This is a genomic window from Bacillota bacterium, assembly GCA_013178305.1.
Classification (GTDB): Bacteria; Bacillota; Sulfobacillia; order JABLXB01; family JABLXB01; genus JABLXB01.
The window spans coordinates 234,287-260,130 of record JABLXB010000002.1 but is presented as its reverse complement, the minus strand read 5'-3'; the positions used below and the strand labels follow the sequence as shown (position 1 = coordinate 260,130).

Below are 25,844 nucleotides of genomic sequence, written 5' to 3'. Positions count from 1 at the left end.
TGCGATGAGATTCGCGGCGGACAAGCTCCCCGATAGCGCGCGGTCGCTCCCGGGCGACATCCAGGCGCTGTGGCTGGAGGTTGCGAACGGGATCCCGGAGGGGGTCGAACCCGCGGTCGCCGAGAAGGCGGCCTGGGCAGCGGTGGCCGAGATGGGATACCAGCTCGTGGACGGGAAGTGGGTACCCGCCCAGGGCGCCGCCCTTGCCGGCCCCATCGTCCACAAGGACGCGGCGCAGCGGAAAGTCTACGGACCGGTGCTGGTACCGGGCGAGCCGGACACCGATGGCGAGACCGTCACCGCCGAGAAGATAGCGGAGGTCGCGGAGACGTGGCTCACCGACTATGGCAATGTGGATGTCATCCACAGCCTCAACAACGTCGGGAAGCCCTGCCAGTCGTACATAACGCCGATGGACCTCACCTTCGGCAACTACCTGGTGCCCAAGGGGTCGTGGATGCTCGGCGTCAAGGTGAATGATGACGCCACCTGGGCGCGGGTCGAATCCGGAGAGTTGACCGGATTCAGCGTGATGGGAGTGCCCCAGTCGAGAGCCACCAAGGCGGGCGCACAGCCACAGCCAAAACGGGTGCTTCTCAGGGACCTCGGTCCGGACTGGATCGCGACGCACGTGTCGCTGGTCAAGACCCCGGCGGTACCCAAGGCAAAATGGATCGCCGTGAAGCATCAGGAGGAGACCGGAAAGGACGGCCTGCTCGCCAGGATAACGAAGGCGGTCGCGGCCGTGGTGGGTACCGGCGCGTCGAAGGCGGGCCGCAAGTACAGCGACAAGGACTTTTCGAAACTGCAGGAGGCGGCCCGGTTGATCGGTGAGCTGCTCGCCGACGCGGAAGCGGAAAGAGCAGAGAAGTCCACAGGGGAGGTAGAGACAGTGACTCCGGATGAAATCAAGGCGCTCGTGCAGCAGACCGTTCAAGCGACGGTCCAGCAGACGGTCCAGACCATGGTTCAGCAGGCAGTCGAGGCCGCCCTGAAGCCGTTGGACGACAGGCTCAAGGCGGTTGAGGCCGCAGGGAAGCCCGCCGGCCAGGATGGCGCCGCTGCGGGTACCGCTGGGGCGGCCGGGAACGCCGGCGCCGCAGGGAAGTCTCAGGACGACCCGCTCAAGGAGCTCTCGGCAAAGGTCGATGAGCTGTCAAGGCTCATCACGCCGGCGACAAAGGGTCTCGTAGGCCAGGACGGCGGCGTCACTGGCGACGCTGCCGGCGGGGCGAAGAAGTCCGCGGCCCCAGACCGTGACGGGTTCGGCCGCAAGATTCGCTAGGGTTCCGGCTCGGAGGTATCGGCACTGAGAATCGGGCCAGATGGCCCAATGGAGGTATCAAGCGCATGTACACTGCTGAAGAGTTGCTGGCCAAGGTCAACGCCGCAATCAAGGCGATAACGGTGGCTGACCTTGGATCGGCCGTCCTCCAGCCCGAGAAACAGCAGAAGTTCGTGCGGGCGATGGAGGCCAAGGCCGTCGCACTGGCCGAATGCCGCCGGCTCGACATGAAGTCGCATACGGCGGACATCGACCGCATCGGGTTCGGGTCAAGGATCCTTCAGGTACCGCCCGCAGCGGGCGTTGCCCCGGAGGACAGAAAGCCGACCATCGGCACCAACCAGATCGTCGCAAAAGAGTTCATGGCCGTAGTCGGAGTCAAGGACTCCACGATGGAGGACAACATCGAGAAGGCCGACTTCGCCGACAGCCTGAACGAGCTCATCGGCAACCGTTGCGGTGTGGATCTGCAGGAAGTCTGCTTCCAGGGTGACACAGGCTCGGGCGACACCTTCCTCGCGCAGTTCGACGGGTGGCTGAAGCTCGCGGGCAACGCCGTGAGCGGTGCGGTCACCGACAAGGTCGGCGGCGGGAACTCGACCGTGGCCGTGGCTACCGCCAAGGGCGATAGGCAGATGACAGTCGCCGACGCGGCCAACTTCGCGGCGGACGACTTCGTCCGGATCGGCGCGGGGCTCACTCGCGAGTACGCCAAGATCCAGGGCGTCGCTGGCGCGGTCCTCACGTTCACCTCGGAGCTCAAGCATGCTCACTACGTGGGCGAGGCCGTCGTGGAGATCACCGAGCTCCCCGACTTCAACCTCTACGACGTGGAGGACATGTTTGACGCGATGCTCTCGGCTCTTCCGGAGCAGTACAAGGCCGACCCGTCTCAGCTTCGGTTCTGGGTACCGTGGGCAACCGAGAACGCATACCGCGACAAGCTCCGCGCGCGCGGCACGGCTCTCGGGGACCAGGCGCAGCAGGCTTCGGCGCCGCTCGCATTCAAGGGCGTGCCCATCAGGGCCTGCGCTTCAGTGCCCGCTGGCAAGGCTCTCCTCGCCCATCCGGATAACATGGCCTACGGCGTCTACCGGGATGTCAGGATTGAGCCCGAGCGCGAGGCCAAGCTCCTCCAGACCGACTTCGTCGCGTCCCTCAGGGCCGGCGCGAACTACGAGGAGGAGGACGGCGCGGTCGTGGCCTCCGGCTACGAGGTCCCGCCCAGGGTTTAGGCATCTCTAGCATAGGCGACTCAACCGGGAGGTAAGCGGCGTGAAAGTGACCGTCAGGAACAAGGACGAGAAGCGGCCGGTCTTCAGGCTCGGCAAGCAGTTCCCGCCGAAGTCGGAGACCACCCTTGATGTCACGGATACCGAGTACCGCGCGCTCAAGGCTGTTGTCCGCCTCGAGGTTCGCCCGGTCCCCGAGAAGCCCGCGGTCAAGGGGAAGGGTCAGCGCGGGCCTGCCAAGGCTCAGGCGGCCAGTGAACCAACCGACGAGAAGGCCGGCGACGACACCGGCAAGGAGTAGAGCATGTACGGCAGCCAGGCGGAGGTAATCGCGATAACAGGCGTCAAGCCCGAGGACCTGGAGTGCGCTGACCAGGCCGCCCTGGAGACGCTCATTGGCGGTTGGCTCGAAGACGCCAAGGCGCTTATTGACGCGGAGACCCGCAGGGACTTCGACGCCGAGGTCGCGGCCGGGACAATTCCGGAAGTCCCTCGCGGCGTCAAGCATGTCGCCGTCCGCCTGGTGGCTAACATGGTCGCGGTCTCCCTGCAGCGGAGAAGGAGCCCGGTCGTGCAGATGGGCCAGTTCGAGATCCAGATAAGCGGAGACGACGTCTTTACGCCCGCGCTCCGGAGGGATCTGGCCCCGTTCAAGAAGCGCAGCAGGATCGGGCTTTACCTGGTTGGCCAGCCCGACGAGGAGACGCTATGAGCCTTGATTTTGGCATCGAAATCGATCTGTCCGAGCTCGGGGCCCTCAGGGAGAAGGTCATGGGGGCCCTGGGCGGCGCCTTCCGGATGATGGCCCTCGACCTCTGGGGCAACATCCGTGAGGAGGCTCCAGTGAGACATGGCCGGTTGGCCGGCTCCTGGGAAATCGAACAGGTGGACGATCTGGACTGGCGGATCCGGAGCGCGGTCTCCTATGCCCTGGCCGTCAACCAGGGGTCGAAGCCGCACGAGATCCGGCCCAGGAACGCCAAGTCTCTCCGGTTTGTGGTCGGCAATCAGGTCATATTCGCCAAGCGGGTAAGGCACCCGGGCACTGAGGCAAACCCGTACATAGACCGGGCGATCTCCCGCACTGAGAAACGGATAGACGAGTTTGTGGGGCGCGCGGTAAGCGCCTCTCTGGGGTGATAGAGTGCAGACCGTTGAGACCCCGCTGGACCAGCATCTTGAGCAGATAATACAGGCGATCCTGGACCGCCTGGAGGCTGCCCGCCAGGCGGGAGGCGCTCTTAGCGATGTCCTTCATATCGTGCGAGGGGATAGGGTGCGCACGAGCAAGGTTAGACCGCCATCATTGTGGGTATTTCCCAGTCCTGACAACATCGAGAGCGCCGGCGGGACGACGAACGTCCACAAAATCGAGTACATCATCGTTGCACTCGTAAGCAACACGGACCCGGAGGAGGGTCAGAAGGCGGCCAACAACCTGGCCGCGCGCGCGTACACCGTCCTGCTGGAGGACAGGCTCCTCGGGAACACCGTTCATGACTTTAAGCCCGCTCGTTTCGATCAGTCCTACGGCGACCAGCTCTCGGAGAACACCTTCGCGGCGGCCGCCGTGTTCAACGCCATAGTGCGCCGGCGCGAGTAAACAGGAGGGAACAGCATGAATTATCTGCGTTACGCGAAACTGGGAGAGGAAGCGGTGCACGGCACTGCGGTGGCTGGCGCGGTCACCGTGGATCCGGAGTCGAGTAGCCTTGACAGCCCGGGAGATCAGGCGCTCTTCTGGCCAGGCGCCTCCGGTCTTGACCGCCAGGTGGCCCCCGCGCCATACGTCATGGACGGCGATCTGGTCGTCGCCCTCGACGACGTCGTGGCCGGATGGATCCTGAAGTGGCTCCTGGGCGCGAACGAGACCACCGGTACCGGGCCTTACACGCACGTGTTCACGCCGAGCAGGGCGCCGCTGCTCACGCCATTCACCGTGAGGCTCGGCAAGGACATCTTCGAGCATGTGTTCGCCGGGTGCGTCTTGGACTCCCTCCAGATAGAAGTCGGCGCGGAGTTCGTGAAGGCCACCCTCGGCATCCTCGCCTCCAAGGATGAGAAGGCAGCGCTCGCCGGGGCGATTGCCTGGAGCGAGGGCAACATATTCGCTCCCCATCAGGTGACCGCGGAGATAGACTCGGTTGACGCGTCGGCCAGGGTCGAGGATCTGAAGTTGTCCATCAAGAACAACGCGGACCTGAAGTCCGGAAGGACAGTGGGGTCCAGGTTCGCCAGGCGCGGGTACCGCGGGGCCCTGGAGGTAACGGGTGATCTCACTCTGTCCTTCATCGACTCCGCCGAACTTGAGCGATTCTGGGGCACGGCCACCGGACCCACGTCCACCACCCTGACTGAGTTTCCGCTGTCCCTTAACTTTGGCACGTCGCTGGTCATCGAATTAGCCAGGTGCGTGTACACGGCCATGGGGCAGCCCCTTGCGGGGCGTGACAGGATCGTCCAGAAGGGCAGCCTCCGCGCCCTCGTAACCACCGCGGGAGATGGACCCATAGAGGCGACGCTCACAAACGACCAGGCCAGGTATGATGCTGTGTAGGAGGGTATGACATGACGAACAGACTTACAAAGGCTTTCTTGGGGGGTATCAAGCATATCGAGACGGTCGAGCTCGTGCACCCGGCGACCGGCGATAAGGTGACGGTCCAGGTCCGTCCTCTCTCCGATGGAGAGTCCCATGACATTCGGGGGCTCCTCGCCGGCGGACTCGAGCTTTCCGGAGACCCCACTGCCGCCCGGAAGGATGGAGAGAACCTCGTCAAGGGCGACCTGAGCAAGATCACCGAGAGCCAGGCGCTGGCTGCCCGAAAGGCTGTCGCCAGGGCCATAGTCAGCGATGACAAATGGACCGAGGCGGAGATCGCTGCGGCCTGGCCCCCGGGATGGGTAGCCGACTTAGCCAAGACCGTCTACCGGATCTCGGGTATCCAGGTCTCAAGTCCCAAGGTGGCAGCCCAGGAGGCAGCCGAGGAGGATACCTTTCGCGGCGTCAGCAGTGGTCCAGGAGTCGCTGATCCTCAGTGAGTTGGGGATGCCGCTGGCGTCTACGGCCGCAGAGTTGACCCCGTTGCAGCGCCGGATCCTGCTGAAAGGCTGGGCCTGGAAGCATGAGCAGGTAGCGAAGCAAATCGCGAAGGGGAGGCAGGGGAAGCGTGGCAACCGTCGTTGAGATAGCACTGCGAGCGATAGACCAGGCTTCCTCTGCCATCGAGGCGGTCATGGGAAACGCGACCGACGCGGCGCGCACTGCTTCTGATGCTTACTCAAAAGCCGGCAGCGAGATTGACCAGGCCTCCGCGACGGCAGCCGAGGCCATTCGGAACGTCGGAGACACTACTCAGGGCGCCGGGCAACAGATGTCGGACGCCATGGGCACGGCCAGCAACAGCGCGAAGGGCCTGGGTGATGTCATAAAGCAGTGGCTGAGCGACCCGATCAACCAGTTGGGTACCGGCGTCACCGCGCTTGGAGTGGGCCTGGGCAAGCTCACCTCCGATACCTTCGACGTGAGCTCGGCGATGGACCGGGCGGCAATCGTTACGGGTATGACTAACGAGCAGATAAGGCAGCTCACCTACAGCAATGCCAACGCCGGACTGTCCGCAGGCGAGATCGCCATGTCCATCGAGGAGATCGGACGCCGCGGCAACTTCACTGCCCAGGAGATTGAGTCGATGGTCAACGCGGTGGACCTCATGACGGACGCCCTGGGCGGCGAGATGGCGGCCAACCTCGACAGCGCCGACCGGGCCCTCTCGGCATTCGATATCCCTCTCACGCAGATAAACGAGCACTTGGACACCTTCACATTCCTGCAAAAGAAGACCAGCGTGGGGGTCCAGGAGTTCGGCATGTACATGTCGAGGGTGGCACCCGACATCAAGGCGGCCAACCTCTCCATGGAGGATGTCGCGGTGGCCCTGGCATCCATCGAGGCCAGCGGCATTCGAGGCCGGCCGGCAATCACTCTCCTCAGCCAGGCGCTCACAGAGGCGAAGGGCAGTGGTGAGCAGTTCTGGGCCTCGCTCGGGATCGCTCAACCCATCATCGACCAGCAAAGGGCAAGCCTCGAACAGACCGCCGGCATGACCGAGAGGCTGTCCGCGGCAAATGAGAAGAACCTCGGCTGGTACGATGCGCTGAAGGCTAAACTTGACATCGCAAAGGTCGCCATGGGTGACTACCTGCAGCCGCTGGACGACGTCGGCCAGGCAATGACAACCCTGGGTCCCGCGATCCTCGCGGCCAACCAGGCTCATGAGTTCTTCTCAAGTGGAATCGGGAAAAGCGTTATACCTGCGGTGAAAAGCATGGGCGCTTCGCTGGTATCCCTGGCCACCAACCCGGTGGCGCTGGTAATTGCGGCCGTCATCGGCCTCGTCGCACTCATCGTCGCCAACTGGGACTGGATCAAGGAGAAGACCGCCCTTGTATGGAGCGAGATAAAGGAGCACATCATCACGCCGGTAAAGGGGGCCTGGGACTGGCTCGTCAATGCCTGGGGCAGCATCAGCGCCTTCCTGGGCAAGACCTGGCAGGGAATCAAGGATACTGCCGCCGGCGTCTGGAACGGCATTCTCTCGTCAATCAAGTCGGTCATTAACTCAATTGTCGGGGCCATTAACTCTATGATCAGGGGCCTCAACCGAGTGCATTTCTCCATTCCGGACTGGGTTCCCGTCCTCGGGGGCAGGTCGTGGGGCTTCAATATACGCGAGATCCCTCTCCTCGCCGCGGGCGGTATTGCTACACAGCCGGTCCTCGGCATGATGGGTGAGGCTGGCGATGAGGCGATCCTCCCGCTCGACAGGATCGTGCCCATTGTGGCCGAGGGCGTGAGGGCTGCCGGCAGCGCGACGGAAGTCTACATCGATATGAGGGGCTCGACCTTCCAGGATGGACGCGACGCGGCAAACCAGATCGTGCGAGGTCTTGGTAGGCGTGGAATTCGCTTGGGCTACGGAGTAGCGGGGTGAGCGCATGCCGGTGACTGAACCGTTTACCGAGATAGTCTCAGTCTACGTCGCCGGCGCGTGGGCGGCGATCCCGGCTCAAGGTCTCAAGATAGAGGACAGCACCAAGAGCCGCGTGTCGGCGTTTTCCTTCAGCGTGGTGAAGACTCCCGACGTGCCTGATGAGGTATGGAACGCGCTCACGCTGAATGCGCGGGTCAAGGTCTTCCAGCAGGTCGGGACCGCCATTGACGAATTCACCGGCACTGTCGTCACAAAGCCGAGAAAGCGACTCGAAGGGGTCCCCGTCCTTGAACTGAGTTGCGTGGATGACACCATACTTGCTTCCCACTACAGGTTCATCGACTCGTGGCCGAAGCAGGATGTCCAGACCGCCTCCGATATCGTCATCGACGCCTGGACGCGGTACGGCCCTGCCAGCGTGAGCCTAGCGAGCGTTGGAGTCTGCTCCAAGAGAATCGGGGCTATCAGTTCGAACCTCGATACCCTGTTTGATTTCATGGAGGAGATATGCCGGCGAACCGGTTGGGCCTGGCGCATCCGGAACGACGCTCTAGAATTCTGGGATCCCCAGAGGTCAGTCTTCGGGACCGTCCTGGACGAGGAAATGAACATCGTACCAGACTCCCTAGTGATAACCGAGGAGATGCCCCAGGTCGCAAACGTCGTCTTTGTGCCGGCGAAAGTCAGGGATACGGATTTCGAGGACCTACAAGCCTCGAAGGCTGGCCAGGCGCAATATATGCTTCAGTACCAGCCCCTTATCCGACAATTCCAGGCAGGCGGCCAGACTGTCTACCTGGATGCCCCGCCCCAGGTATATCTCGGAGGGGTCGAACAGACGGTCGCCGAGGACGGGTCCGCCGACGCGGCTACCGCCCAGGTGGTCTATAACGTGGAGAACCGGTTCATCCGGTTCGCTGTGGCGCCGGCGGTAGACGGCCAGGAAGTCAAGGCGGTCTACACTGCTGAGATGCCGGTTATCGTGCGCCGGGAGGATGCCGGTAGCATCGCGCTGTTTGGTGAGCGCCATGAGAAGGTCGTCAAGGACCCCCGGCCAGTCAGAGCGGAGGCGGAGCAGATCGCCGACGCGTTCTTGCGTGAGCGCGCCTATCCCATCAGGCCGGTTGGCATGGGAATAACGGCGTTCGGGCTGAGGTCGGGTATGTATGCTCAGGTTCGGATTCCCTCCGAGGGCATCGATCATCTCATGCCGTGTGTTTCGGTCACCAGGGAGACCGCTGGCGGGCAGCTCCACATAACCGTCACTCTGAACCAGGCCCCGGTGACCGATGAGGATGCAGTATTCGACCTCTTTCAGAGGGTCAACCGATTGGAGGCAAAGGAGACAAGCCGCAACCAGCGGATTGAACGCTACATGGACGTGTCGGATGACTGGGGATGGGCCGGTGAGGTTATCTATGTGAGGCACGCCTGCCCGATCCCGTCAGAGGATCTCTATCCGTCGGAGGAGTTGCTACCATGCTGAGGCGGAGACTGGGGTTCAGCGAGCGATGGGCCTGGCGAGGGGCGTTCGAGATAACGCTCTGGGGGCCATGCGGTGAGATTAGACGTTACCGGGTGGCCAATCACATCACCGATGCCGGCATCCAGCTGACCCAGGACCTATGGGCCGGAACCGCAGCCGAAGGGTTCAAGTACATAGCGGTCGGGACAGACCCGACGCCGGCGGCCGATGGAGATACACGTCTGGGCGCCGAGGTCGCGGGTACCCGAAAGCAGATGTCATTCGAGTCGACCTTCGGAGAACTGCTCGGAACGGTCTTCTACCTTGATAGTGAAGCGAACGTGCACATACGGGAGATCGGCCTTTTCGGCGGGGCCAGTGCGACCCTGGACCCGAACAGTGGGATCTTGGTGGCCAGGGCCATTGTGGACATCAACAAGACCGACCAGGAAAGCCTCACCATAACAAGGCGTGACTATCTCAGGCGCGTTGCGCCATAAGGAGAGCGGCCATGTTCTTCGACAGGTTCACAAACGGGGGAGCACCGGGAATATCGGCTGAGCGGCTGAACGAGCCGTTCGATGTCCGCTCGGCTGCCTATGACGGCTCGAAGATAGTCGTCACGATCGGCCGTGGGCGCGCCAGGTATGGAGATGTCACGGTGTCCAAGGCGGCCGTCTCAACCCTGGATATCAATGCTCCGGCCCCCAATACTACTTATTACATATGGCTCCGGTTGAGCGACTCCACATTCCAGTACACGACGAACGCGGCGGCCGCTACAGGGTGCGTGCTGCTCGGGACGGTGGCCACAGGCGCGACGCTCTCCCAGATCACCGTTGCAGATGGTCGGAGCATGCTGCCTGACGCCATGGGCAGGAAGGCCCTCGATGTTGTTGAGTCTCATATTGGCGCGGGCGACCCGCACCCGCAGTACGCCCTTGACTCCGACTTGCAGAGTCACAGGACTGCCGGCGGCTCCGAGCATCCCGCCGCGACTGGATCGGTTGCCGGCTTCATGGCGGCCGCCGACAAGGCGAAACTGGATGCCTCCACATCGGCGGCGACCGCTGGAGCAATCATGCAGCGCGACGCCCAGGGCCGGGCCAAGGTGGCGGCGCCGGCGGCGGCGGACGATATTGCGAGGAAGGATACAGTGGACGCCGTGTCTACCAGTCTGACGACTCATAAGACCGCTGCCACCATCGACCACCCCGACGGCTCGGTGACTTTGGCGAAGATCGCGTCGGCAGCTCTGACCTCCCCCGGCGGGACCGAGGCGGGAAGGATCCCTGTGACCAACGCGAGCGGGAGGGTGGGGGCGGCGGCGACTGCGGATCAGCTCGGCGGGGTCGCGGCCTCTGCCTATTGCAGGCAGGCGAGCGGTTCATACGTCGGGGATGGCGCTGCGGATAGGGTGATTACAGTGGGTTTCCGGCCGAAACTCGTAGTCCTCGGTTCTGATTGGGGCGGTGCTGGATTCTACTGGGGGTTGGGATCTGATACGGGGGTCTCTTGCGGTATGTATGCGGTTGGTACCACCGGCACCACTGGTTCGGTGACGGCCGGAGAAGTGATCGACACACAGGCTCCTATCATTACTGCCAACGGTTTTCAAGTTGACGGTGTGGGCGGCAGCGGGTGGACGAATTACAGCGGAAAGACATACAGCTGGGTCGCATTCGGCTAGGAGGGATACCGATGCTTGTCGTTTATCGCAGGACCGATGGAGCGATTGCCTCCAATTCGGGCACGAATTCCAATTTGCCCGACGGCCCTGCGTTCGAGGCCGAGGTCCAGAACGCTATCCGCAAGCTCGGCGGAACCGCCCAGGACTATGGGGAATACCGGCTCAACGACAACGAGAGTGCTGAGACTGTCGCCGCGATTCTCGCCAGCGGCTCGTATGACTTGACCTTCGACGAGGCGGGGCAACCATCCGGCGTCATCATTTACGAGCGGCTGGCCGTGGTCACTGACAAGGCACAGATCGTTGCAGATGGCGTGGATACCGCAACAGTGACCGTCATGCTGCCGGATGGGGCAGAGGACGGCGAGGTTATCTTCGAGGTCAACGGAGAGCAGGCTGCTGTGACGACAACGGTCAATCGCATGGCGACCCTTGAGTTTTCGAGTGCGGAAGCCGGGGTGTATGGCATCGAGGCGATATCTGCCAGACACGGGCGTGCGGGTGTGGAGGTGAGGGCTGAATGAAAAAGCAGGTGATTATGAAAGCCGCTGGCAGGGTGGCCGTGAAGATCAACCGCGAGCCGACGCAGGAGGAACTGGAGCGCCAGGACCTGCTCGCCCGCCTGGAGGCCCTGGAGGCCGAGGCGCGGCGGAAGAACCCGCAGTTCCGCGTCCCAGACCCGCCGCAGGGGCTGCAACGGAGACAGGAGTGAACTCCATGAAGCCTTATGAGGGCGGGCATGTCTGGATCTGGGAACTGGAGAAGTGCGAGGGTGGCGACGCCCGTGCCATAGCCGAAAAAGCACGGGAGCACGGCATCCGTGGCCTGCTGGTGAAGTTCCACGAGGGCGGCGGTCCCCAGCAGTTCAGAGAACCGTTCCTCCGCGCTCTCCCGGTGTTTAAGGCGGCCGGCCTCGTGGTGGGCGCCTGGGGATATCTCTATCACTCGTATCCCGATAGAGAAGCTGCGCTGGCCCTGGATGCCCTGGCGAACGGCGCGGACTGGTACATAGCCGACGTCGAAGCGGAGATCGAGCGCGCGCAGGGGAACGTCGACCTGGCCAGGAGATTCCTGGAGGCAATCAGGAACAAGGCACCGCAGGCGTGCGTTGGGTACTCGTCGTTCGCCTACCCAATCCTGCACCGCCGGCTGCCATACGCCGTGTACGATGCCCTCTGCGACGTGGCAATCCCGCAGGTATACTGGGCGACGATCGGGACGGACCCAGCCGCGTGCCTTGAGAAGTCGCTCCGGTCGCACGCCGACCTGGGGCTGAAGAGGCCAATCGCCCCCGCAGGGCAGGCATACGACCTTGCCGGCGCCGCGGAGATCGCGCTGTTCCGCTCACTGGTCGCTGGCCGCGGATTGCCAGGGCACAGTCTGTGGTCCTGGCAGCATATGCGGGCGGAATACTGGGAGGCGCTGACGATGCCGGCGCAAGGAATCACGCCCGCTCCAGGTCTTCCGACGCTCAAGAAGGGGATGGTCGGCGGCGCTGTGCCGCTCCTGGCAGCTGCACTCCGCCTGCAGAGGGATGTTTTCGACGACGCGCTCGACGGCGCCGTCAGGGACTACCAACGGGAGCACGGCCTGGTCGTGGATGGCATCGTGGGACCGAAGACCTGGGGAAGCATCATCGAGGAGATTCTCGTCTGCGACGCTGCGGCATGGAGGGCTAGGGCGTTGGAGGCGGAGGAGAAGCTGACGCGTGTTAGAGAGATAATCAACTAAGGGAGGTTGAGATCGTGCCGACCGACTATATTCCGCTGCAGCTCGTGTACAATCCATGGGTGGTCAATGGCATACTGCTGCTGGTGGCCTTGGCCACCATCGACTGGCTCCTCGGGATCGGACGAGCCCTATTCCAGGGCGAGTTCTCGTGGACTAAGCTGCCGCAAGCTTTGGCAACGCACTACCAGGATTGCTACCTGGTAGCGGTCCTCGGATTGGGGGGCATGTTCTATGCACCCCTGTTGGCCGTCTTTTGGGCCGCTGTGACAGCGCTGACCCTGAAGTTCATGAAGGACATCGCGGGCAAATTCGGCTACGCCTCCGCTCCGCCTGCAGGGGAGGAACAGGTAGAGCAGCACACGGCACCTGCGAATCCCTTCGTGGCCACCACGCCGCCCCGTCGGACGCTATATGGGGGCGATATGACGGGTGAGACGAAGCGTTCCACCGAGGCCGCCGACGCCGTGGGCTCGTCACCTTAATGCATGCGCTATACACAAGGGGCGCATGCTTATGCACTCGCTGTGCATAGGTATGCGCCCATGGGTCTGTCGCATGGGTCTGAGATTTTGTCGCAAACCGCGTGAGACGCAACAATGAAGAAGGAGGAGTGCACTGTGAGGAAGTACTGGTTGGTTGGGGTGCGGCGTTAGCGCACTGGGGAGGCGGCATTGTTGCCCAAGATACTCGTGGTTGAGGACGAGCGCAAACTGAGTTCCGTTATCGCACGGTACCTCGAGTCGGAGGGTTTCACCGTCGAGGTCGCGTCCGACGGCCCCTCCGGCCTGGCCGCGGTCAGGAACGGCAACCCATCACTCGTCGTGCTGGACCTCATGCTCCCCGGCATGAACGGGCTAGACGTCTGCAGGGAGATCCGGCGGACCAGCAACGTCCCCATCATCATGCTTACCGCGCGGTCCGAGGAGGCCGACAAGCTCGTCGGCCTCGAGATCGGCGCCGACGACTACATAACCAAACCGTTCAGCCTTCGCGAACTCGCCACGCGCGTTAGAGCTGTACTGCGAAGATACCAGTCCGAGCAGGCCCGCGTCATAGAGCGTCTTGAGGCCGGGGACATCGAGCTCGACGTGCCGTCGCACACGGTAAAGGTGCGTGGGCAGGAGGTAGCGCTGACCCCGGCCGAGTTCAAGATACTCTCGCTACTCATGCGCAATCCGGGAAGAGTGCTCACGCGACTTCAGATACTCGACGCGGTGTTTGGGGACGCTTTTGAAGGATACGAGCGCACGGTCGACACGCACATCCTCAACTTGAGGAAGAAGGTCGAGCTTGACCCGTCAAACCCGGCTCACATACTCACGGTCTACGGGATAGGGTACAAGATGGTCCCTCAGGCGTTTCAGGCGGGCAAGACCGGAGGGGATAACGGGTGAAATTCCGGTCGCGGATCCTCGTTTCACTACTCGTTGTGGCGCTGGTGGCGACGGCGGTGACCGCCGGCTTTTCCCTGTTCGCTACTTCCGTGTATTTCTCCGACTACGCATCGAACCAGCGCCGCGCCCGCGCCAGGGAGCTCGCCGCGCTGTTCTCTCTGTACTACGAGCGGGCCGGCTCGTGGGAAGGCGTGCAGGCGTTGCTCGTGTTTCGCGGCCCCGGGATGGGCATGTACGGCCAGAGACGGTGGGCAACAAATGTCCCCGGCGGGATGATCGACCGCATCCTGCTCATGGATGAAACCGGTATCGTTGTGGCCGACTCATACGGGATGCAGGTGGGGGACAGGATCCAGTTGCGGGGTCTGGACTCCGTGCCGGTGACCGCAGGAGGGCGCAACGTGGGAGCCGTGGCGATAGTTCCAGGGGCGCCGGACCCCTCCGGCAGGGTGGTCGCGTCCCTGGAGAACACGTTCAGGAGGTCGGTGCTTGCCGCCGCGTTGCTGGCAGCGGCGGCCGGCATCCTGCTCTCATTCGTGCTTGGCGCCTCATACAGCAGGGACCTGATGCGAAGGGTCGCCTCGCTCGCGGAGGCGTCGCGCAGGCTCGCCGCGAGGGACCTCTCGGTGAGGCTGCCCACCGGGGAACAGGACGAGCTCGGACAGCTGGCGTCGGCGTTCAACGAGATGGCCGGGGCCCTTGAGAAGGCCGAGGCCGTCAGGCGCAACATGGTTGCCGACATGGCCCACGAGATCCGCACCCCGCTGGCCATATTGAGGTCGAACCTCGAGGCGATGCAGGCAGGCCTCGTCGAGCCGACGCCCGACGCGGTCGCGTCCCTCCACGACGAGGTTCTGAGGATGTCGAGGCTGGTGGCTGATCTCCAGGACCTCAGCCTGAGTGAGGCCGGCAAGTTGCCACTGGTGACTGAAGAAATCGAACTGGCGGCCGCGCTGGAGCGCGCGGCGCAGGCGGTCGGGCCGCAGGCGCTCTCGCGCTCAATCGAGGTCAGCGTCGCCGTCCCGGCGGGAGTCCCGGCTGCCCTGGCGGACGGGGACCGCCTCATGCAGGTGATGATGAACTTGCTCAGCAACGCGTTGCGCTATGCCCTGGAGGGCGGGGAGGTGCGAATCGAGGCGGAGCCGGCGGACGCCGGGTTCGTCCAGGTGTGCGTATCCAACAACGGAGAGCCCATCTCGGGGGAGGAAATTCCCCACCTGTTCGAGAGGTTCTACCGGAGTGACAAGTCCAGGAACCGGCAAAGCGGCGGCACGGGTCTGGGGCTCGCCGTCGCCAGGGCGCTCGTGGAGGCGATGGGCGGCCGGATATGGGTCGACGCCTCCACCGGGCTGACCAGGTTCTGTTTTACACTTCCCGTGGCGCCCGAAAAGGAGGGCTAAACGTGACCGCGAGGCTCGTATTGTTCTTCACGGGGGGGACCATCTCGATGGTGGTCGACCCCGTTACCGGCGGGGTGATCCCCGCGCTGTCCGGGGAGCAGATCGTCGCCAGCGCGCCCGGGATACGTAGCATTGCCCAGGTGGAAATCCGCGACTTCGCCCGGCTGCCTGGGCCGCACATGACCCCCGATGACTGCCTCAGGCTCTCCCGCGATATTGGCTCGGCCCTGGCGGATTCTGGCGTCACGGGCGTTGTCGTCGCTCACGGGACCGACACGCTGGAAGAGACCGCCTTCATCGTTGACCTGGTACTCGACCCCGCGAAACCCGTGGTATTCTGCGGGGCGATGCGCAACGCTTCGGAGCTGTCGTGGGACGGTCCCGGGAACCTCATGGCGGCCGCGGTCGTAGCCGCGTCCCAGTCGTCCACAGGCAGGGGAGTGCTAGTGGTGATGAATGAGGGGGTCCACGCCGCGGCGGAAGTCACCAAGACCCACACCGAATGCGTCGACGCATTCCGCAGCCCCGACTTCGGCCCGCTCGGCATCGTTGAAAAGGGCCGCGTCCTGTATTACAGGGACGCTCCGCCGCGGGTACACATCCCCACCGCGCGATTGGACGCCAGGGTTGACCTGTTTAAGGCGGCTATAGGCGTCGACGACAGGCTGATCAGGTACTCGGTCGATTGCGGGACACACGGGATCGTGGTGGAGGGCACGGGGTGCGGCAACGTGACGCCTCCCATGGCGGAAGGGATACGCTACGCCATCTCACGAAACATACCAGTCGTCCTCGTATCGAGGTGTCCCCGGGGGCGCGTCCTCGACACCTACGGTTATGATGGCGGGGGCAGACGCCTGAGGGAGATGGGGGTCATCTTCGGCGACAATCTCAACGGCCAGAAGGCGCGAATGAAGCTCATGGCGGCCCTCGGTGCGGGGTTCGATCGCCGGCAGATCCGGGAGGCGTTTGAGCAGGGGCGTTACTAGCGCCGTTGCCCGACCCGGAACGCTCTGGACTGTTCGACACGGACATACGGAAGCAATAGGCGAAGCCAGGTAGGTGAGAGCTCGCGAATGAACAAGCATCAGCCGAACACGACGATGGCGCTGAATCCTTCGGGGATGCGCCAACCCGGTGAGGATTTTATCGGGAATCCACCCGCGACCCCACACGGCGAGATCCCCACCGAGGCGGCACGCCGCGCCCAGTTCCAGGCGATACTCGAGTCGGCGCACAACGGTATCGTCGCCATCGACGACCGTGGCCTGATCACCATATTCAACTCAGCCGCTGAGAGGCTGGTGGGGAAACCTGCGGCGGAGGTCCTGGGTAAGCACATCACCGAGATCATTCCCACCACGGGCCTCCCCGAGGTGCTGAAAACCGGCCAGTCGCAGGTGGGTGGCAAATTATTCGTCAACGACAGGCTGTGCATCACTAACAGGACTCCCATATTCGCATCGGACGGCCGCGTCGTCGGCGCGGTCGGCATATTTCAGGACGTCTCCGAACTGGAATCTATCAGCAAGGAGCTGCAATCGTACAAGATGATATCCAAGGAGCTCGACGCCATCATCGAGTCGAGCTTCGACGGGATTTACGTTACCGACGGCAAGGGCGTAACCACCAGGGTGAACTCCGGTTACGAGCGGATAACCGGTCTCAAGCGCCGGCAAGTCCTGGGCCGTCACATGAAGGACCTGGTCGACGCGGGCTTCTTCGACCAGTCTGTGACGCTGATCGTCCTCAGGGAGAAAAAGTCGGTGACGATCATGCAGGAGATAAGGCCTACGGGCAAGAGCGTAATCGTCACCGGTAACCCCATATACGACGAGTGGGGGAACATCGTCGGCGTCGTCACCAACGTCCGCGACCTCACGGAGCTGGAGAACCTCAAGACCCAGCTGGAGGAGACCATGAGACTGAGCGAACGATACTACTCGGAGCTCCAGGAACTCCGGTCGCAGCAATTGGACGTCGGTCACGTGGTCGCCCAGAGCGCCGAGATGCGGAAGGCGCTGGATCTGGCGGCTCGAGTGGCGAGGGTTGACTCCACAGTGCTGATACTCGGTGAATCCGGGGTCGGCAAGGAGGTGCTGGCGAAGACCATACACCTCAGGTCGAGGCGGCGTGACGGCCCGTTCATGAAGATCAACTGCGGGGCGATACCCGAATCCTTGCTCGAGTCCGAGCTGTTCGGTTACGAGGGGGGCGCGTTCACGGGCGCCCGCAGGGAAGGCAAGATCGGGCTCGTCGAGATGGCTGCTGGCGGGACCCTGTTCCTCGACGAGGTGGGGGAGCTCTCCACCAACCTCCAGGTGAAGCTGCTCAGGCTCCTGCAGGAGCGCGAGATCATGAAAGTGGGGGGCTCCAAGGAGATCCAGGTTGACACCAGGATAATCGCCGCTACGAACAGGGACCTGAAGAAGATGGTCGACGAGGGAAGATTCCGCGAGGACCTGTACTACAGGCTGAACGTGGTAATGGTAAGGATCCCGCCGCTCCGCGAGCGGCGCGACGACATCCCGCCGCTGGTACTCAATCTTCTCGCGAGACTGAATTCCAAGTACGGCCTGGACAAGCGCATCTCGCCGAGGGCGATGGACAGGCTGATCCAGTACCACTGGCCGGGGAACGTCCGCGAGCTGGAGAACGTGGTGGAGCAAGCGGTAGTACTCACTGAAGGGGACGTCATCGAACCGGAGTCGCTCCCCGCCGCGATCATCTCGGCCACGTCCGGACCCACGGGAAACGCTGCTCCGGTCTCTTACCGCGCTACGATGAGGGAAGCGGAGAAGAGTCTCCTCCTTCACGCCCTCACCACGTGGGGCAACCCGACCAAGGCGGCCGAAGCCCTGGGGATGCACCGAACGACATTCATAAGAAAGGCTGCCAGGCACAAGCTGAATGTGCCGGGTGAGGGCAGGATTGTGCATATCTGATCCGGTGTGTGCAATTCGGCACACCGGAGTCCGTGCCGCTACAAGGGTAAATCGATGATGATCTTGGGACGAAGCGCGCGCGGCGCTGTGCCAGTTTGCACAGCGCCGTTTTGCGTGTCGCCTCGAGTTGCCAGGCCTTCCCCCGGCGAACCGCCTGCCAGCAGGGCTGGCGGCGCGATCCCCGGCTGTGGTTCCCACGGCATGAACCTTGCTACTCACCCGGACCGAAAGGGGGATTGCCTTCATGGCATTGATGACCAGAGAGCAATACATCGACAGCCTGAGGAGACTGAAGAGAGACATCTACATCCTCGGGCAGAAGGTCGACAACGTGGTCGACCACCCCATGGTAAGGCCCTCGCTGAATTCCGTCGCGAAGACGTACGAGATGGCGCAGGACCCTCAGTACCAGGAGCTGTTCACGGTTAAATCCAGCATCAACGGCAAGGTTGTCAACCGCTTCACCCATCTCCACCAGAACACTAACGACCTCATTAGCAAGGTTAAGATGCAGAGGATCATGGGGCAGAAGACCGCCTCGTGCTTCCAGCGCTGCGTGGGCATGGACGCGTTCAATGCCGTCGATACCGTGACATTCGAAATGGACCAGGCGCTCGGAACTAACTTCAACAAGAAGTTCAGGGACTACCTCGAGTACGTCCAGGAGAAGGACCTCACGGTTGACGGGGCCATGACTGACCCCAAGGGTGACAGGTCGCTCAGGCCGTTCCAGCTTGAAGACCCCGACCTGTACCTCCACATCGTGGAGAAAAGATCCGACGGCATCGTCGTCAAGGGTGCGAAGTGTCACCAGACCGGCATCCTCAACTCCCACGAGGTGCTCGTGATGCCCACCGTCACGATGGGCGAGGAGGACAAGGACTATGCGGTGTGCTTCGCCGTGCCGACCGACACGAAGGGGATTATCTACATCTATGGCCGCCAGGCATCCGACACCCGCAAGATTGAGGGCGGCGACATCGACGTCGGAAACGCGAAGTACGGCGGGCATGAAGCCCTGGTCATATTCGAGAACGTCTTCGTCCCGTGGGACAGGGTATTCATGTGCGGGGAGTACGAGTTCTCCGGCGCTCTCGTCGAAAGGTTCGCGGGCTACCACAGGCAGAGCTACGGCGGCTGCAAGGTCGGCGTGGGCGACATCCTGATCGGTGCTGCGGCCACGATGGCCGACTACAACGGCTGCGCGAAGGTCTCCCACATCAGGGAGAAGCTCATCGAAATGGTGCACCTGAACGAGACCCTGTACGCCTGTGGCATTGCATGCTCCTGCGAGGGCAAGAAGATGTCGTCGGGCACCTACCTGATCGACCTCCTGCTCGCGAACGTCTGCAAGCAGAACGTCACCAGGTTTCCGTACGAGATCGCCAGGCTGGCCGAGGACATCGCGGGCGGTATCATGGTGACGATGCCGTCCGAGCAGGACTACAAGAACCCCGAGATCGGGCCCTTCATCGACAAGTACCTCTGCGGCGTCAAGGGAATCCCGACCGAGCACAGGATGAGGATGCTCCGCCTGGTCGAGAACCTCACGCTCGGCGCGGCCGCCGTCGGCTACAGGACCGAATCCATGCACGGCGCCGGCTCGCCGCAGGCACAGAGGATCATGATCAACAGGCAAGCCAACATCGACGCAAAGAAGAAGCTGGCTAAAGTCATCGCGGGCATCGAGAAGGAATAACCGCCTGAGCAGGGGGGACGAAGAGGTTGCACTGGAGAGACGAATACAGGAAGAGACTTTGCAGCGCGGAAGACGCGGCCAGGGCCATCAAGCCGGGCAACCGGGTAGTGGTCGGCCACGCGTGCGGTGAACCGCAGGTTCTGACCACGGCCATGGTGAACCGCGCGGCCGAGCTCGAGAACGTCGAGGTCGTACACATGGTGGCGATGGGCCCGGCGGAGTACTGCAAGCCCGAAATGGCCCCCCACTTCCGGCACAACGCGTTGTTCGTCGGCGGTAGCACGCGGAAGGCCGTCAACGAGGGGCGCGCCGATTACACACCATGCTTCTTCCACGAGATCCCGAACCTGTTCAGGGAGGGCTATCTTCCTGTTGACGTCGCGCTGATCCAGGTGTCGCCCCCTGATGCGTCGGGGTTCTGCAGCTACGGAGTCTCGGTGGACTATACCAAACCCGCGGCCGACGGGGCGGGATACGTTATCGCCCAGGTCAACAAACATATGCCAAGGACGCTGGGTGATTCGTTCATCCACGTGTCGGATATCGATTTCATTGTCGAGGCCGACTCGCCCCTGCTCGAGCTGCCCAGGCCGGAAATAACGCCGGTGGAGAGGGCCATCGGCGAGAACGTCGCCTCGCTCGTCACCGACGGGTCGACTCTTCAGCTCGGCATCGGCGCAATACCGGACGCGGTCCTGAGCTTCCTTAAAGACAAGAAGGACCTGGGCATCCACACGGAGATGTTCTCGGACGGCGTCGTGGAGCTCGTCGAGGCCGGCGTGGTCACCTGCCGCAAGAAGAGCCTCCACCCAGGTAAGATGGTGTGCACGTTCCTCATGGGGACGAAGAAGCTGTACGACTTTGTCAACGACAACCCCATGGTGAGCATGTATTCGGTTGATTACACCAACGATCCGTGGGTCATCGCGAAGAACGATAACCTCGTCGCAATCAACTCCACCCTTCAGGTGGACCTGCAGGGCCAGTGCTGCTCCGAGTCCATCGGGTTCAGGCAGTACAGTGGGACCGGCGGCCAGGTTGACTTCATTCGCGGCGCCGGCAAGGCGAAGAACGGCAGGGGCGTCATCGCGATGCCGTCGACCGCCGGCGGCGGGAAGTACTCGAGGATAGTCATCTCCCTGGACCAGGGGGCCGCGGTCACAACGTCGAGGAACGACGTCGACGTTGTGGTGACCGAGTATGGAATAGCCCGGCTCAGGGGCAAGTGCATCAAGCAGCGCGCGCAGGAGCTCATCGCCGTCGCGCACCCGGACTTCCGGGAGAGCCTCAAGGAAGGCGCAAAGAAGGCGGGGATCCTGTAGCTGCCCGGCTGCAGGCCCCGCCCGGGGTCCTTTTCGAAGGAGGTGGTTACCGGCTCGCGCAAGTCGTCTCAGGCTCCAATTCTGTGTGGAACCAGAAATGAGCGAAGGGAGGCCAAATTGTGGGAGTATACGTTCCAGCGATCCTGAAGCGCAAGGAAGGCCCTGAAAATGAACAGCCGTATATCCCGCTCGGGATATTCAAACTGAGATTGCCATTTGTCCACTATGAGTGGGAGTGGCCCGAGGCGATTTCCGCTCTTGTCATGATGGCTACCTGCCTGGGCGCCATTCCGGTCTTGACGGAGACCCTGGGTTGCTCTTTTGAGGTTGCGGTGACGATGGTCATCATCAACGGCTTCCTGTACATGCTTCACTCGTACTTCGGTGACGCCGTGATCCCGGGTTGGGTGACACCTGCGATCCCGCTGGTGGTTGTGCACCTGACCAGGTACCCGATCGGCCCCGTGCGTACCCAGGCCCTCATCGCCCTGAACCTCATGCTGGGCATCCTGCTCATCGTGCTGGGTGTTACCGGCCTGGCCGAGTGGTTTGCGAACCTCATCCCTGAGTCGCTCAAGTCGGGTATCATCTTCGGCGCCGGCCTTTCGGCCTTCAACTCGATATTCGCCAAGGGCGGCCGTTTTGACAACGCCCCTGTCAGCGTGCTCGTGGGGATCGGCATTGCCATGGTGACGCTGTTCGCGGGCTGGTACAAGAATCTCGCGGCAAAGAACCCGATACTCAAGATGCTGGGGAACCTCGGCATGGTGCCCGCGATCATCGCGTGCATTATCGTAGGTCCGATGGTCGGTGAGCTGAAAGTCCCGCAGATCATCTGGAGCATCACCCCGACCAGGTTCGGCGAGGTATTCTCCAGGTTCTCGCCGTTCGGGATCGGATTCCCGGCTCCCAACCTGTTCATTGAGGCGTTGCCCCTGCTCGTTGCGGTGTACGTCATCGCGTTCGGCGACTTCGTCTTCGCGAAGACCGTCATCGGCGAGGCCGACAGGGCCCGCAAGGACGAGTACATCGAATTCAACGTGAACAGGTCCAGCATCATCAGCGGCGTCCGCAACGTCTGCCTCGGCCTGTTCGCGCCGTACACCCAGAACGCCGGCCCGCTGTGGGCCGCAATGACCGTGGCCGTCGCGGAGCGCTACAAGGAAGGCAAGGATGCCATGTACTCCATCTGGGGTGGCGTAGGCACGTTCCGCACGATGACGTTCCTCGGGCTGTTCATCTACCCGATCGTGTGCGTCGTCCGTCCGGCCCTCCCGATCGCGTACTCGGTTACGCTGCTCGTCCAGGCGTTCGCCTGCGCGTACATCTCGATGCTGGCGCTCGGCGGCAATAAGAACTCCATCGCCGTCGCGGTGCTGACCGGCGCCATGCTCGTGCTCAAGGGCTCCGCCTGGGGACTTGGCGCGGGCGTCGTGTTGTACCTGGTGGTGGAGAAGGTCTGGAATGCGGTGTCCGCGAAGGCGACCGCCGGCTGAATGAGCCCACATGCAATCACACACTCCACGAATGGTTCCGGCCCCGCCATGGGGCCGGAACCGCCTTATGTGAAAGGCCCGTCGCCTGCGCTGGTTGTGTACGGGGCCTGTCCCCGTGAGTTACAATGGGGTAGACGGTACTCGGCACATCTGGAGGCGTTGCTCGTGAAGGTCGTGAACACGGTTGCGGATGTCCGGCTAAACGTGGCCGCCGCGCGCGCGGCCGGCAAGATCGTGGGGTTCGTCCCGACGATGGGCTACTTCCACGACGGGCATCTCACGCTCATGAGGCGGGCGAGGGAGCGGTGCGGGTTCGTGGTCGTGAGCCTATTCGTCAACCCGCTCCAGTTCGGGCCGTCCGAAGACTTCTCCCACTATCCCAGGGACCCCGAGCGGGACTCCCGGCTTGCAGAGTCGACCGGAATAGACGTGCTGTTCATACCGTCAACTGAAGAGATGTACCCGGAAGGCTTCAAGACGCACGTCGAGGTCGGCGAGATTACCGGGGTCCTCTGCGGTCGATCGAGACCCGGGCATTTCAGGGGTGTCGCCACCGTCGTCACCAAGCTGTTCAACATCGTCCAGCCCGACGTGGCGTTCTTCGGAGAGAAGGACTACCAGCAGGTGGTCGTGGTCACGCAGATGGTGCGGGACCTCAACATGCCCCTCGACATAGTCCCCGTCCCGACGGTCCGCGAGCCGGACGGGCTCGCGATGAGCTCGCGGAACGTATACCTGTCGCCCGAGGAACGGCGCGCCGCGCTCGTCCTGAATCGCAGCCTGCGACAGGCGCTGGAGATGGCGCGCTCGGGAGAACGCGTCGCCCGGAGACTGCGTGACCTGGTAGCGCACAGCATCGCCCGCGAGCCACTGGCGAGGATCGATTACGTCGAGATCAGGCACCCTGTCACCCTGAAAGAGATCGAGGACCTCGGCGATGGCGCAGTGCTGGCTGTGGCGGTGTACTTCGGAAAGACCAGGCTCATCGACAACGTGGCGCTGCCGCCCCTCCGCGGCTGAGAGTAGAGGGCCCAGGCTCCGCCGCGGGTGGTCTACTACGCGTACTCAGCCTGCTGCCGGCGCCTGGAAGGCTCGTCAAACAGCTTCTGCATGACGGTGGGGTCGTTGGCCGAGGACACGAACGTGTCCACCACGCGGGGGTCGAATTGGCTTCCGGAATACCGCTGTAGTTCAGCCAGCGCCTCTTCGGGCCTCGACGCTTTCCTGTAGGGCCTGTCGGTGGTCATCGCGTCGAACGCGTCCGCTACCGCGATGATCCTGGCTCCCAATGGTATGTCGTCCGCCGCTATTCCATTCGGATACCCCTTCCCGTCGTACCGCTCGTGGTGGGTTTCGATCACCGGCGCAGTAAGGGTGAGCCTTTCGACGGGTCTGACCATCCCCGCCCCCCAGGTGGGGTGCATTTTCATGAGGCTCCACTCCTCGGCGTTCAGGGCGCCGGCCTTCGTGAGTATCTCCCTGTCGATCTCGATCTTACCCACGTCGTGAAGGAATGAGGCCAGGCGGAGGTTCTCGACGAATGAAGGGTCCAGGCCCATTCTCGAGGCTATCCAGCCGGTGTACCTGACGACGCGCTGGGTGTGCCAGTATGTGTACCGGTCAACGCTGTCGATGATCGCCAGCAGTACCTGCGCGGATGCAAGCAGGTCGGTGGGATCGCCGCCGGGCCGGAGGACGCTGGTGAATGCGTTGAAATATCTTAAAGCCCTGCCTATCCCTGTGGTCTTTGACAGGTTCAGGTCCATCTGGGCCGATCTTATCAAGGCTTCCTTGGTCGTGCCGTCGTCGGGGAAGACCGAGACACCGAACGAGACGGTCGCGCGCCCGTTCGGCAACAGGTCTCGCCCGTAAAACGGGAACTGCTCGATCTTCGCCGCCGTCTCCTGCAGGGTTTGTCTGCACGAACTCGCGTCCATATCTGGAAACACGAGCCCGAAGTCATCGCCGGCATATCTCGAAAGGATCGCGCGGCCGGCCGCGGCTTCCGTGATGATGGCGGCGACCGCGTGCAGGAGTTCGTCCCCGCGGGCGTGGCCGAACGTGCTGTTGTAGTACTTGAAGTAATTCACGTCGAGAAGCCCGAGGGCAAGTGGTTTAAGGTGTCGCTTGGCCCGTTCTATCTCCTTGGACAGGTATTCGTGGAAGTACCGGTAGTTGTATAGCCCGGTCACAGGGTCCGTGTACGATAGCGCGGTCAGGGCCGCGTTCTTGGTCATGTGTTCCTCGAGTGACGCCGCCATCTCATTGAACGCCCGGGCGAGAGAGGCTACCTCAGTTGGGCCCGCCTCATCGAGCCTCTCGAAAGCCTTCTTCTCGCGTATGCTGGATATGCCGCACTCGAGCTGACTCAGCGGCCTTATCGCGATGACCTGCAGCGCCTTGGCCAGGAGTACGGCCAGGATGACGGCCCAGGCCATTGCCGCCGCGATCCCGCTGATGTTCTTCAGCGTCGTGTTGAACATCACACGGGAGCTGGCGGCGTATACAGTCACGGCGTTCTGCCCTCGCGCGTCCCTCAGGTCCGTCCTTGCCACGATGAACTCGTCTCCCAGCCGCACCGGTCCCGGATCATCCCCGGCGCCGGCGAACGGCGGCTGCGGGATGGCCCTGGAGAACGAGGACGAGGGCGAATAAGTTCCCTGCCACGATACGGCCAGGTGACTGCCTACGACCTTCTCCAGACCCGCCAGATACCTGCCATCAACGAGCCTTCCGATGAGCAGGCAGCCGCATGGCGGCCCCGAACCGTCGGTGTGAACGATGGGCATCGCCACCATGAGATAGATGCCCTGTGAGTAACCCTGGATACCGCTCACGGTTTCCCCACGGAGCGCGCGCGTAACCTCGACATCGTGGTCGAGGTTACGGGTACCGTAGATGGCGACGGGTTTCCCGTCCCTGCCCGCTACAAGCACTATGTCCACACCGAGGCCGCTGGGCAGCCAACCGGTGATGTTTTCCCTGATCCAGCCCATGTCCCCCCCGGGACATCGCCGCGTACGTGTCATCCCAGGCTGCGTAGACGAGAGCGAGCCTCTTCAGATGAGTTTCCTCCTCCGAAAACGCCGTTACCGCCCTTTGCGTCGCAGCGGCGGCCTCCTGGTCCTCCAGGCGGATCAGGGCCGAGGTCACGATCCGGGTGACTGACAGGTAGTAGCCTGTGATGGGGA

At 62.9% G+C, this 25,844-nt stretch carries 25 protein-coding genes; 24 read left to right on the top strand and 1 reads right to left on the bottom strand.

Going from position 1 to position 25,844, the window contains the following annotated elements:
* Positions 1-4: 4 nt before the first annotated feature.
* From HPY55_06580 to HPY55_06465, 24 genes are all read left to right on the top strand, one after another.
* A complete protein-coding gene (locus HPY55_06580; GenBank protein ID NPV70296.1) occupies positions 5-1,285 on the top strand; it encodes a hypothetical protein in 1,281 nt (426 codons plus the stop codon).
* Between the two features lie 65 nt (positions 1,286-1,350).
* On the top strand, positions 1,351-2,520 hold the full coding sequence (locus HPY55_06575; GenBank protein NPV70295.1) for a phage major capsid protein: 1,170 nt from the start codon (positions 1,351-1,353) through the stop codon (positions 2,518-2,520).
* A gap of 40 nt (positions 2,521-2,560) precedes the next feature.
* On the top strand, positions 2,561-2,818 hold the full coding sequence (locus HPY55_06570; GenBank protein ID NPV70294.1) for a hypothetical protein: 258 nt from the start codon (positions 2,561-2,563) through the stop codon (positions 2,816-2,818).
* A 3-nt stretch (positions 2,819-2,821) separates the two neighbouring features.
* A complete protein-coding gene (locus HPY55_06565) occupies positions 2,822-3,229 on the top strand; it encodes a hypothetical protein (GenBank protein ID NPV70293.1) in 408 nt (135 codons plus the stop codon).
* Complete coding sequence (locus HPY55_06560) at positions 3,226-3,657, top strand: HK97 gp10 family phage protein (protein NPV70292.1); 432 nt, start codon at positions 3,226-3,228, stop codon at positions 3,655-3,657. Before HPY55_06565 ends, HPY55_06560 begins: the two co-directional genes overlap by 4 nt.
* Before the next feature lie 4 nt (positions 3,658-3,661).
* Complete coding sequence (locus tag HPY55_06555; protein NPV70291.1) at positions 3,662-4,120, top strand: hypothetical protein; 459 nt, start codon at positions 3,662-3,664, stop codon at positions 4,118-4,120.
* A gap of 15 nt (positions 4,121-4,135) precedes the next feature.
* Positions 4,136-5,074: a hypothetical protein gene (locus HPY55_06550; GenBank protein NPV70290.1), complete on the top strand. Its 939-nt coding sequence runs from the start codon at positions 4,136-4,138 to the stop codon at positions 5,072-5,074.
* 11 nt (positions 5,075-5,085) lie between these two features.
* The gene (locus HPY55_06545) at positions 5,086-5,559 is read left to right on the top strand and encodes a hypothetical protein (GenBank protein NPV70289.1); all 474 of its coding nucleotides are present in this window, start codon (positions 5,086-5,088) and stop codon (positions 5,557-5,559) included.
* A 128-nt stretch (positions 5,560-5,687) separates the two neighbouring features.
* Entirely contained in the window at positions 5,688-7,511 is a 1,824-nt protein-coding gene (locus HPY55_06540) for a hypothetical protein (GenBank protein NPV70288.1), read from the top strand.
* Between the two features lie 4 nt (positions 7,512-7,515).
* Positions 7,516-8,997, top strand: a complete 1,482-nt coding sequence (locus tag HPY55_06535; protein ID NPV70287.1) for a hypothetical protein — start codon at positions 7,516-7,518, stop codon at positions 8,995-8,997.
* Entirely contained in the window at positions 8,991-9,476 is a 486-nt protein-coding gene (locus tag HPY55_06530) for a hypothetical protein (GenBank protein NPV70286.1), read from the top strand. Before HPY55_06535 ends, HPY55_06530 begins: the two co-directional genes overlap by 7 nt.
* A gap of 11 nt (positions 9,477-9,487) precedes the next feature.
* Positions 9,488-10,666, top strand: a complete 1,179-nt coding sequence (locus HPY55_06525; protein NPV70285.1) for a hypothetical protein — start codon at positions 9,488-9,490, stop codon at positions 10,664-10,666.
* Between the two features lie 11 nt (positions 10,667-10,677).
* On the top strand, positions 10,678-11,190 hold the full coding sequence (locus tag HPY55_06520; protein ID NPV70284.1) for a hypothetical protein: 513 nt from the start codon (positions 10,678-10,680) through the stop codon (positions 11,188-11,190).
* Positions 11,187-11,378: a hypothetical protein gene (locus HPY55_06515; protein NPV70283.1), complete on the top strand. Its 192-nt coding sequence runs from the start codon at positions 11,187-11,189 to the stop codon at positions 11,376-11,378. Before HPY55_06520 ends, HPY55_06515 begins: the two co-directional genes overlap by 4 nt.
* Positions 11,379-12,094: 716 nt before the next feature.
* On the top strand, positions 12,095-12,397 hold the full coding sequence (locus HPY55_06510; protein ID NPV70282.1) for a peptidoglycan-binding protein: 303 nt from the start codon (positions 12,095-12,097) through the stop codon (positions 12,395-12,397).
* Positions 12,398-12,411: 14 nt separating this feature from the next.
* Entirely contained in the window at positions 12,412-12,879 is a 468-nt protein-coding gene (locus HPY55_06505) for a hypothetical protein (GenBank protein NPV70281.1), read from the top strand.
* A 192-nt stretch (positions 12,880-13,071) separates the two neighbouring features.
* Positions 13,072-13,791 (top strand): response regulator transcription factor, encoded by a 720-nt coding sequence (locus HPY55_06500; GenBank protein ID NPV70280.1) that lies wholly within the window; start codon positions 13,072-13,074, stop codon positions 13,789-13,791.
* Entirely contained in the window at positions 13,788-15,191 is a 1,404-nt protein-coding gene (locus HPY55_06495) for a HAMP domain-containing protein (protein NPV70279.1), read from the top strand. Before HPY55_06500 ends, HPY55_06495 begins: the two co-directional genes overlap by 4 nt.
* Positions 15,119-16,180 carry an asparaginase gene (locus HPY55_06490; GenBank protein NPV70278.1) on the top strand — a complete coding sequence of 354 codons (1,062 nt, stop codon included), beginning with the start codon at positions 15,119-15,121 and terminating at the stop codon, positions 16,178-16,180. Before HPY55_06495 ends, HPY55_06490 begins: the two co-directional genes overlap by 73 nt.
* Positions 16,181-16,315: 135 nt before the next feature.
* On the top strand, positions 16,316-18,136 hold the full coding sequence (locus tag HPY55_06485) for a sigma 54-interacting transcriptional regulator (protein ID NPV70277.1): 1,821 nt from the start codon (positions 16,316-16,318) through the stop codon (positions 18,134-18,136).
* A gap of 244 nt (positions 18,137-18,380) precedes the next feature.
* Positions 18,381-19,835, top strand: a complete 1,455-nt coding sequence (locus HPY55_06480) for a 4-hydroxybutyryl-CoA dehydratase (protein ID NPV70276.1) — start codon at positions 18,381-18,383, stop codon at positions 19,833-19,835.
* 26 nt (positions 19,836-19,861) lie between these two features.
* Entirely contained in the window at positions 19,862-21,157 is a 1,296-nt protein-coding gene (locus tag HPY55_06475) for an acetyl-CoA hydrolase/transferase family protein (GenBank protein NPV70275.1), read from the top strand.
* Between the two features lie 116 nt (positions 21,158-21,273).
* Positions 21,274-22,653 carry a hypothetical protein gene (locus tag HPY55_06470; GenBank protein NPV70274.1) on the top strand — a complete coding sequence of 460 codons (1,380 nt, stop codon included), beginning with the start codon at positions 21,274-21,276 and terminating at the stop codon, positions 22,651-22,653.
* Between the two features lie 165 nt (positions 22,654-22,818).
* Complete coding sequence (locus tag HPY55_06465) at positions 22,819-23,673, top strand: pantoate--beta-alanine ligase (GenBank protein ID NPV70273.1); 855 nt, start codon at positions 22,819-22,821, stop codon at positions 23,671-23,673.
* Between the two features lie 35 nt (positions 23,674-23,708).
* Here the strand turns inward: HPY55_06465 and HPY55_06460 are convergent, their stop codons facing one another.
* The gene (locus HPY55_06460) at positions 23,709-25,649 is read right to left on the bottom strand and encodes a diguanylate cyclase (GenBank protein NPV70272.1); all 1,941 of its coding nucleotides are present in this window, start codon (positions 25,647-25,649) and stop codon (positions 23,709-23,711) included.
* Between the last annotated feature and the right edge of the window lie 195 nt (positions 25,650-25,844).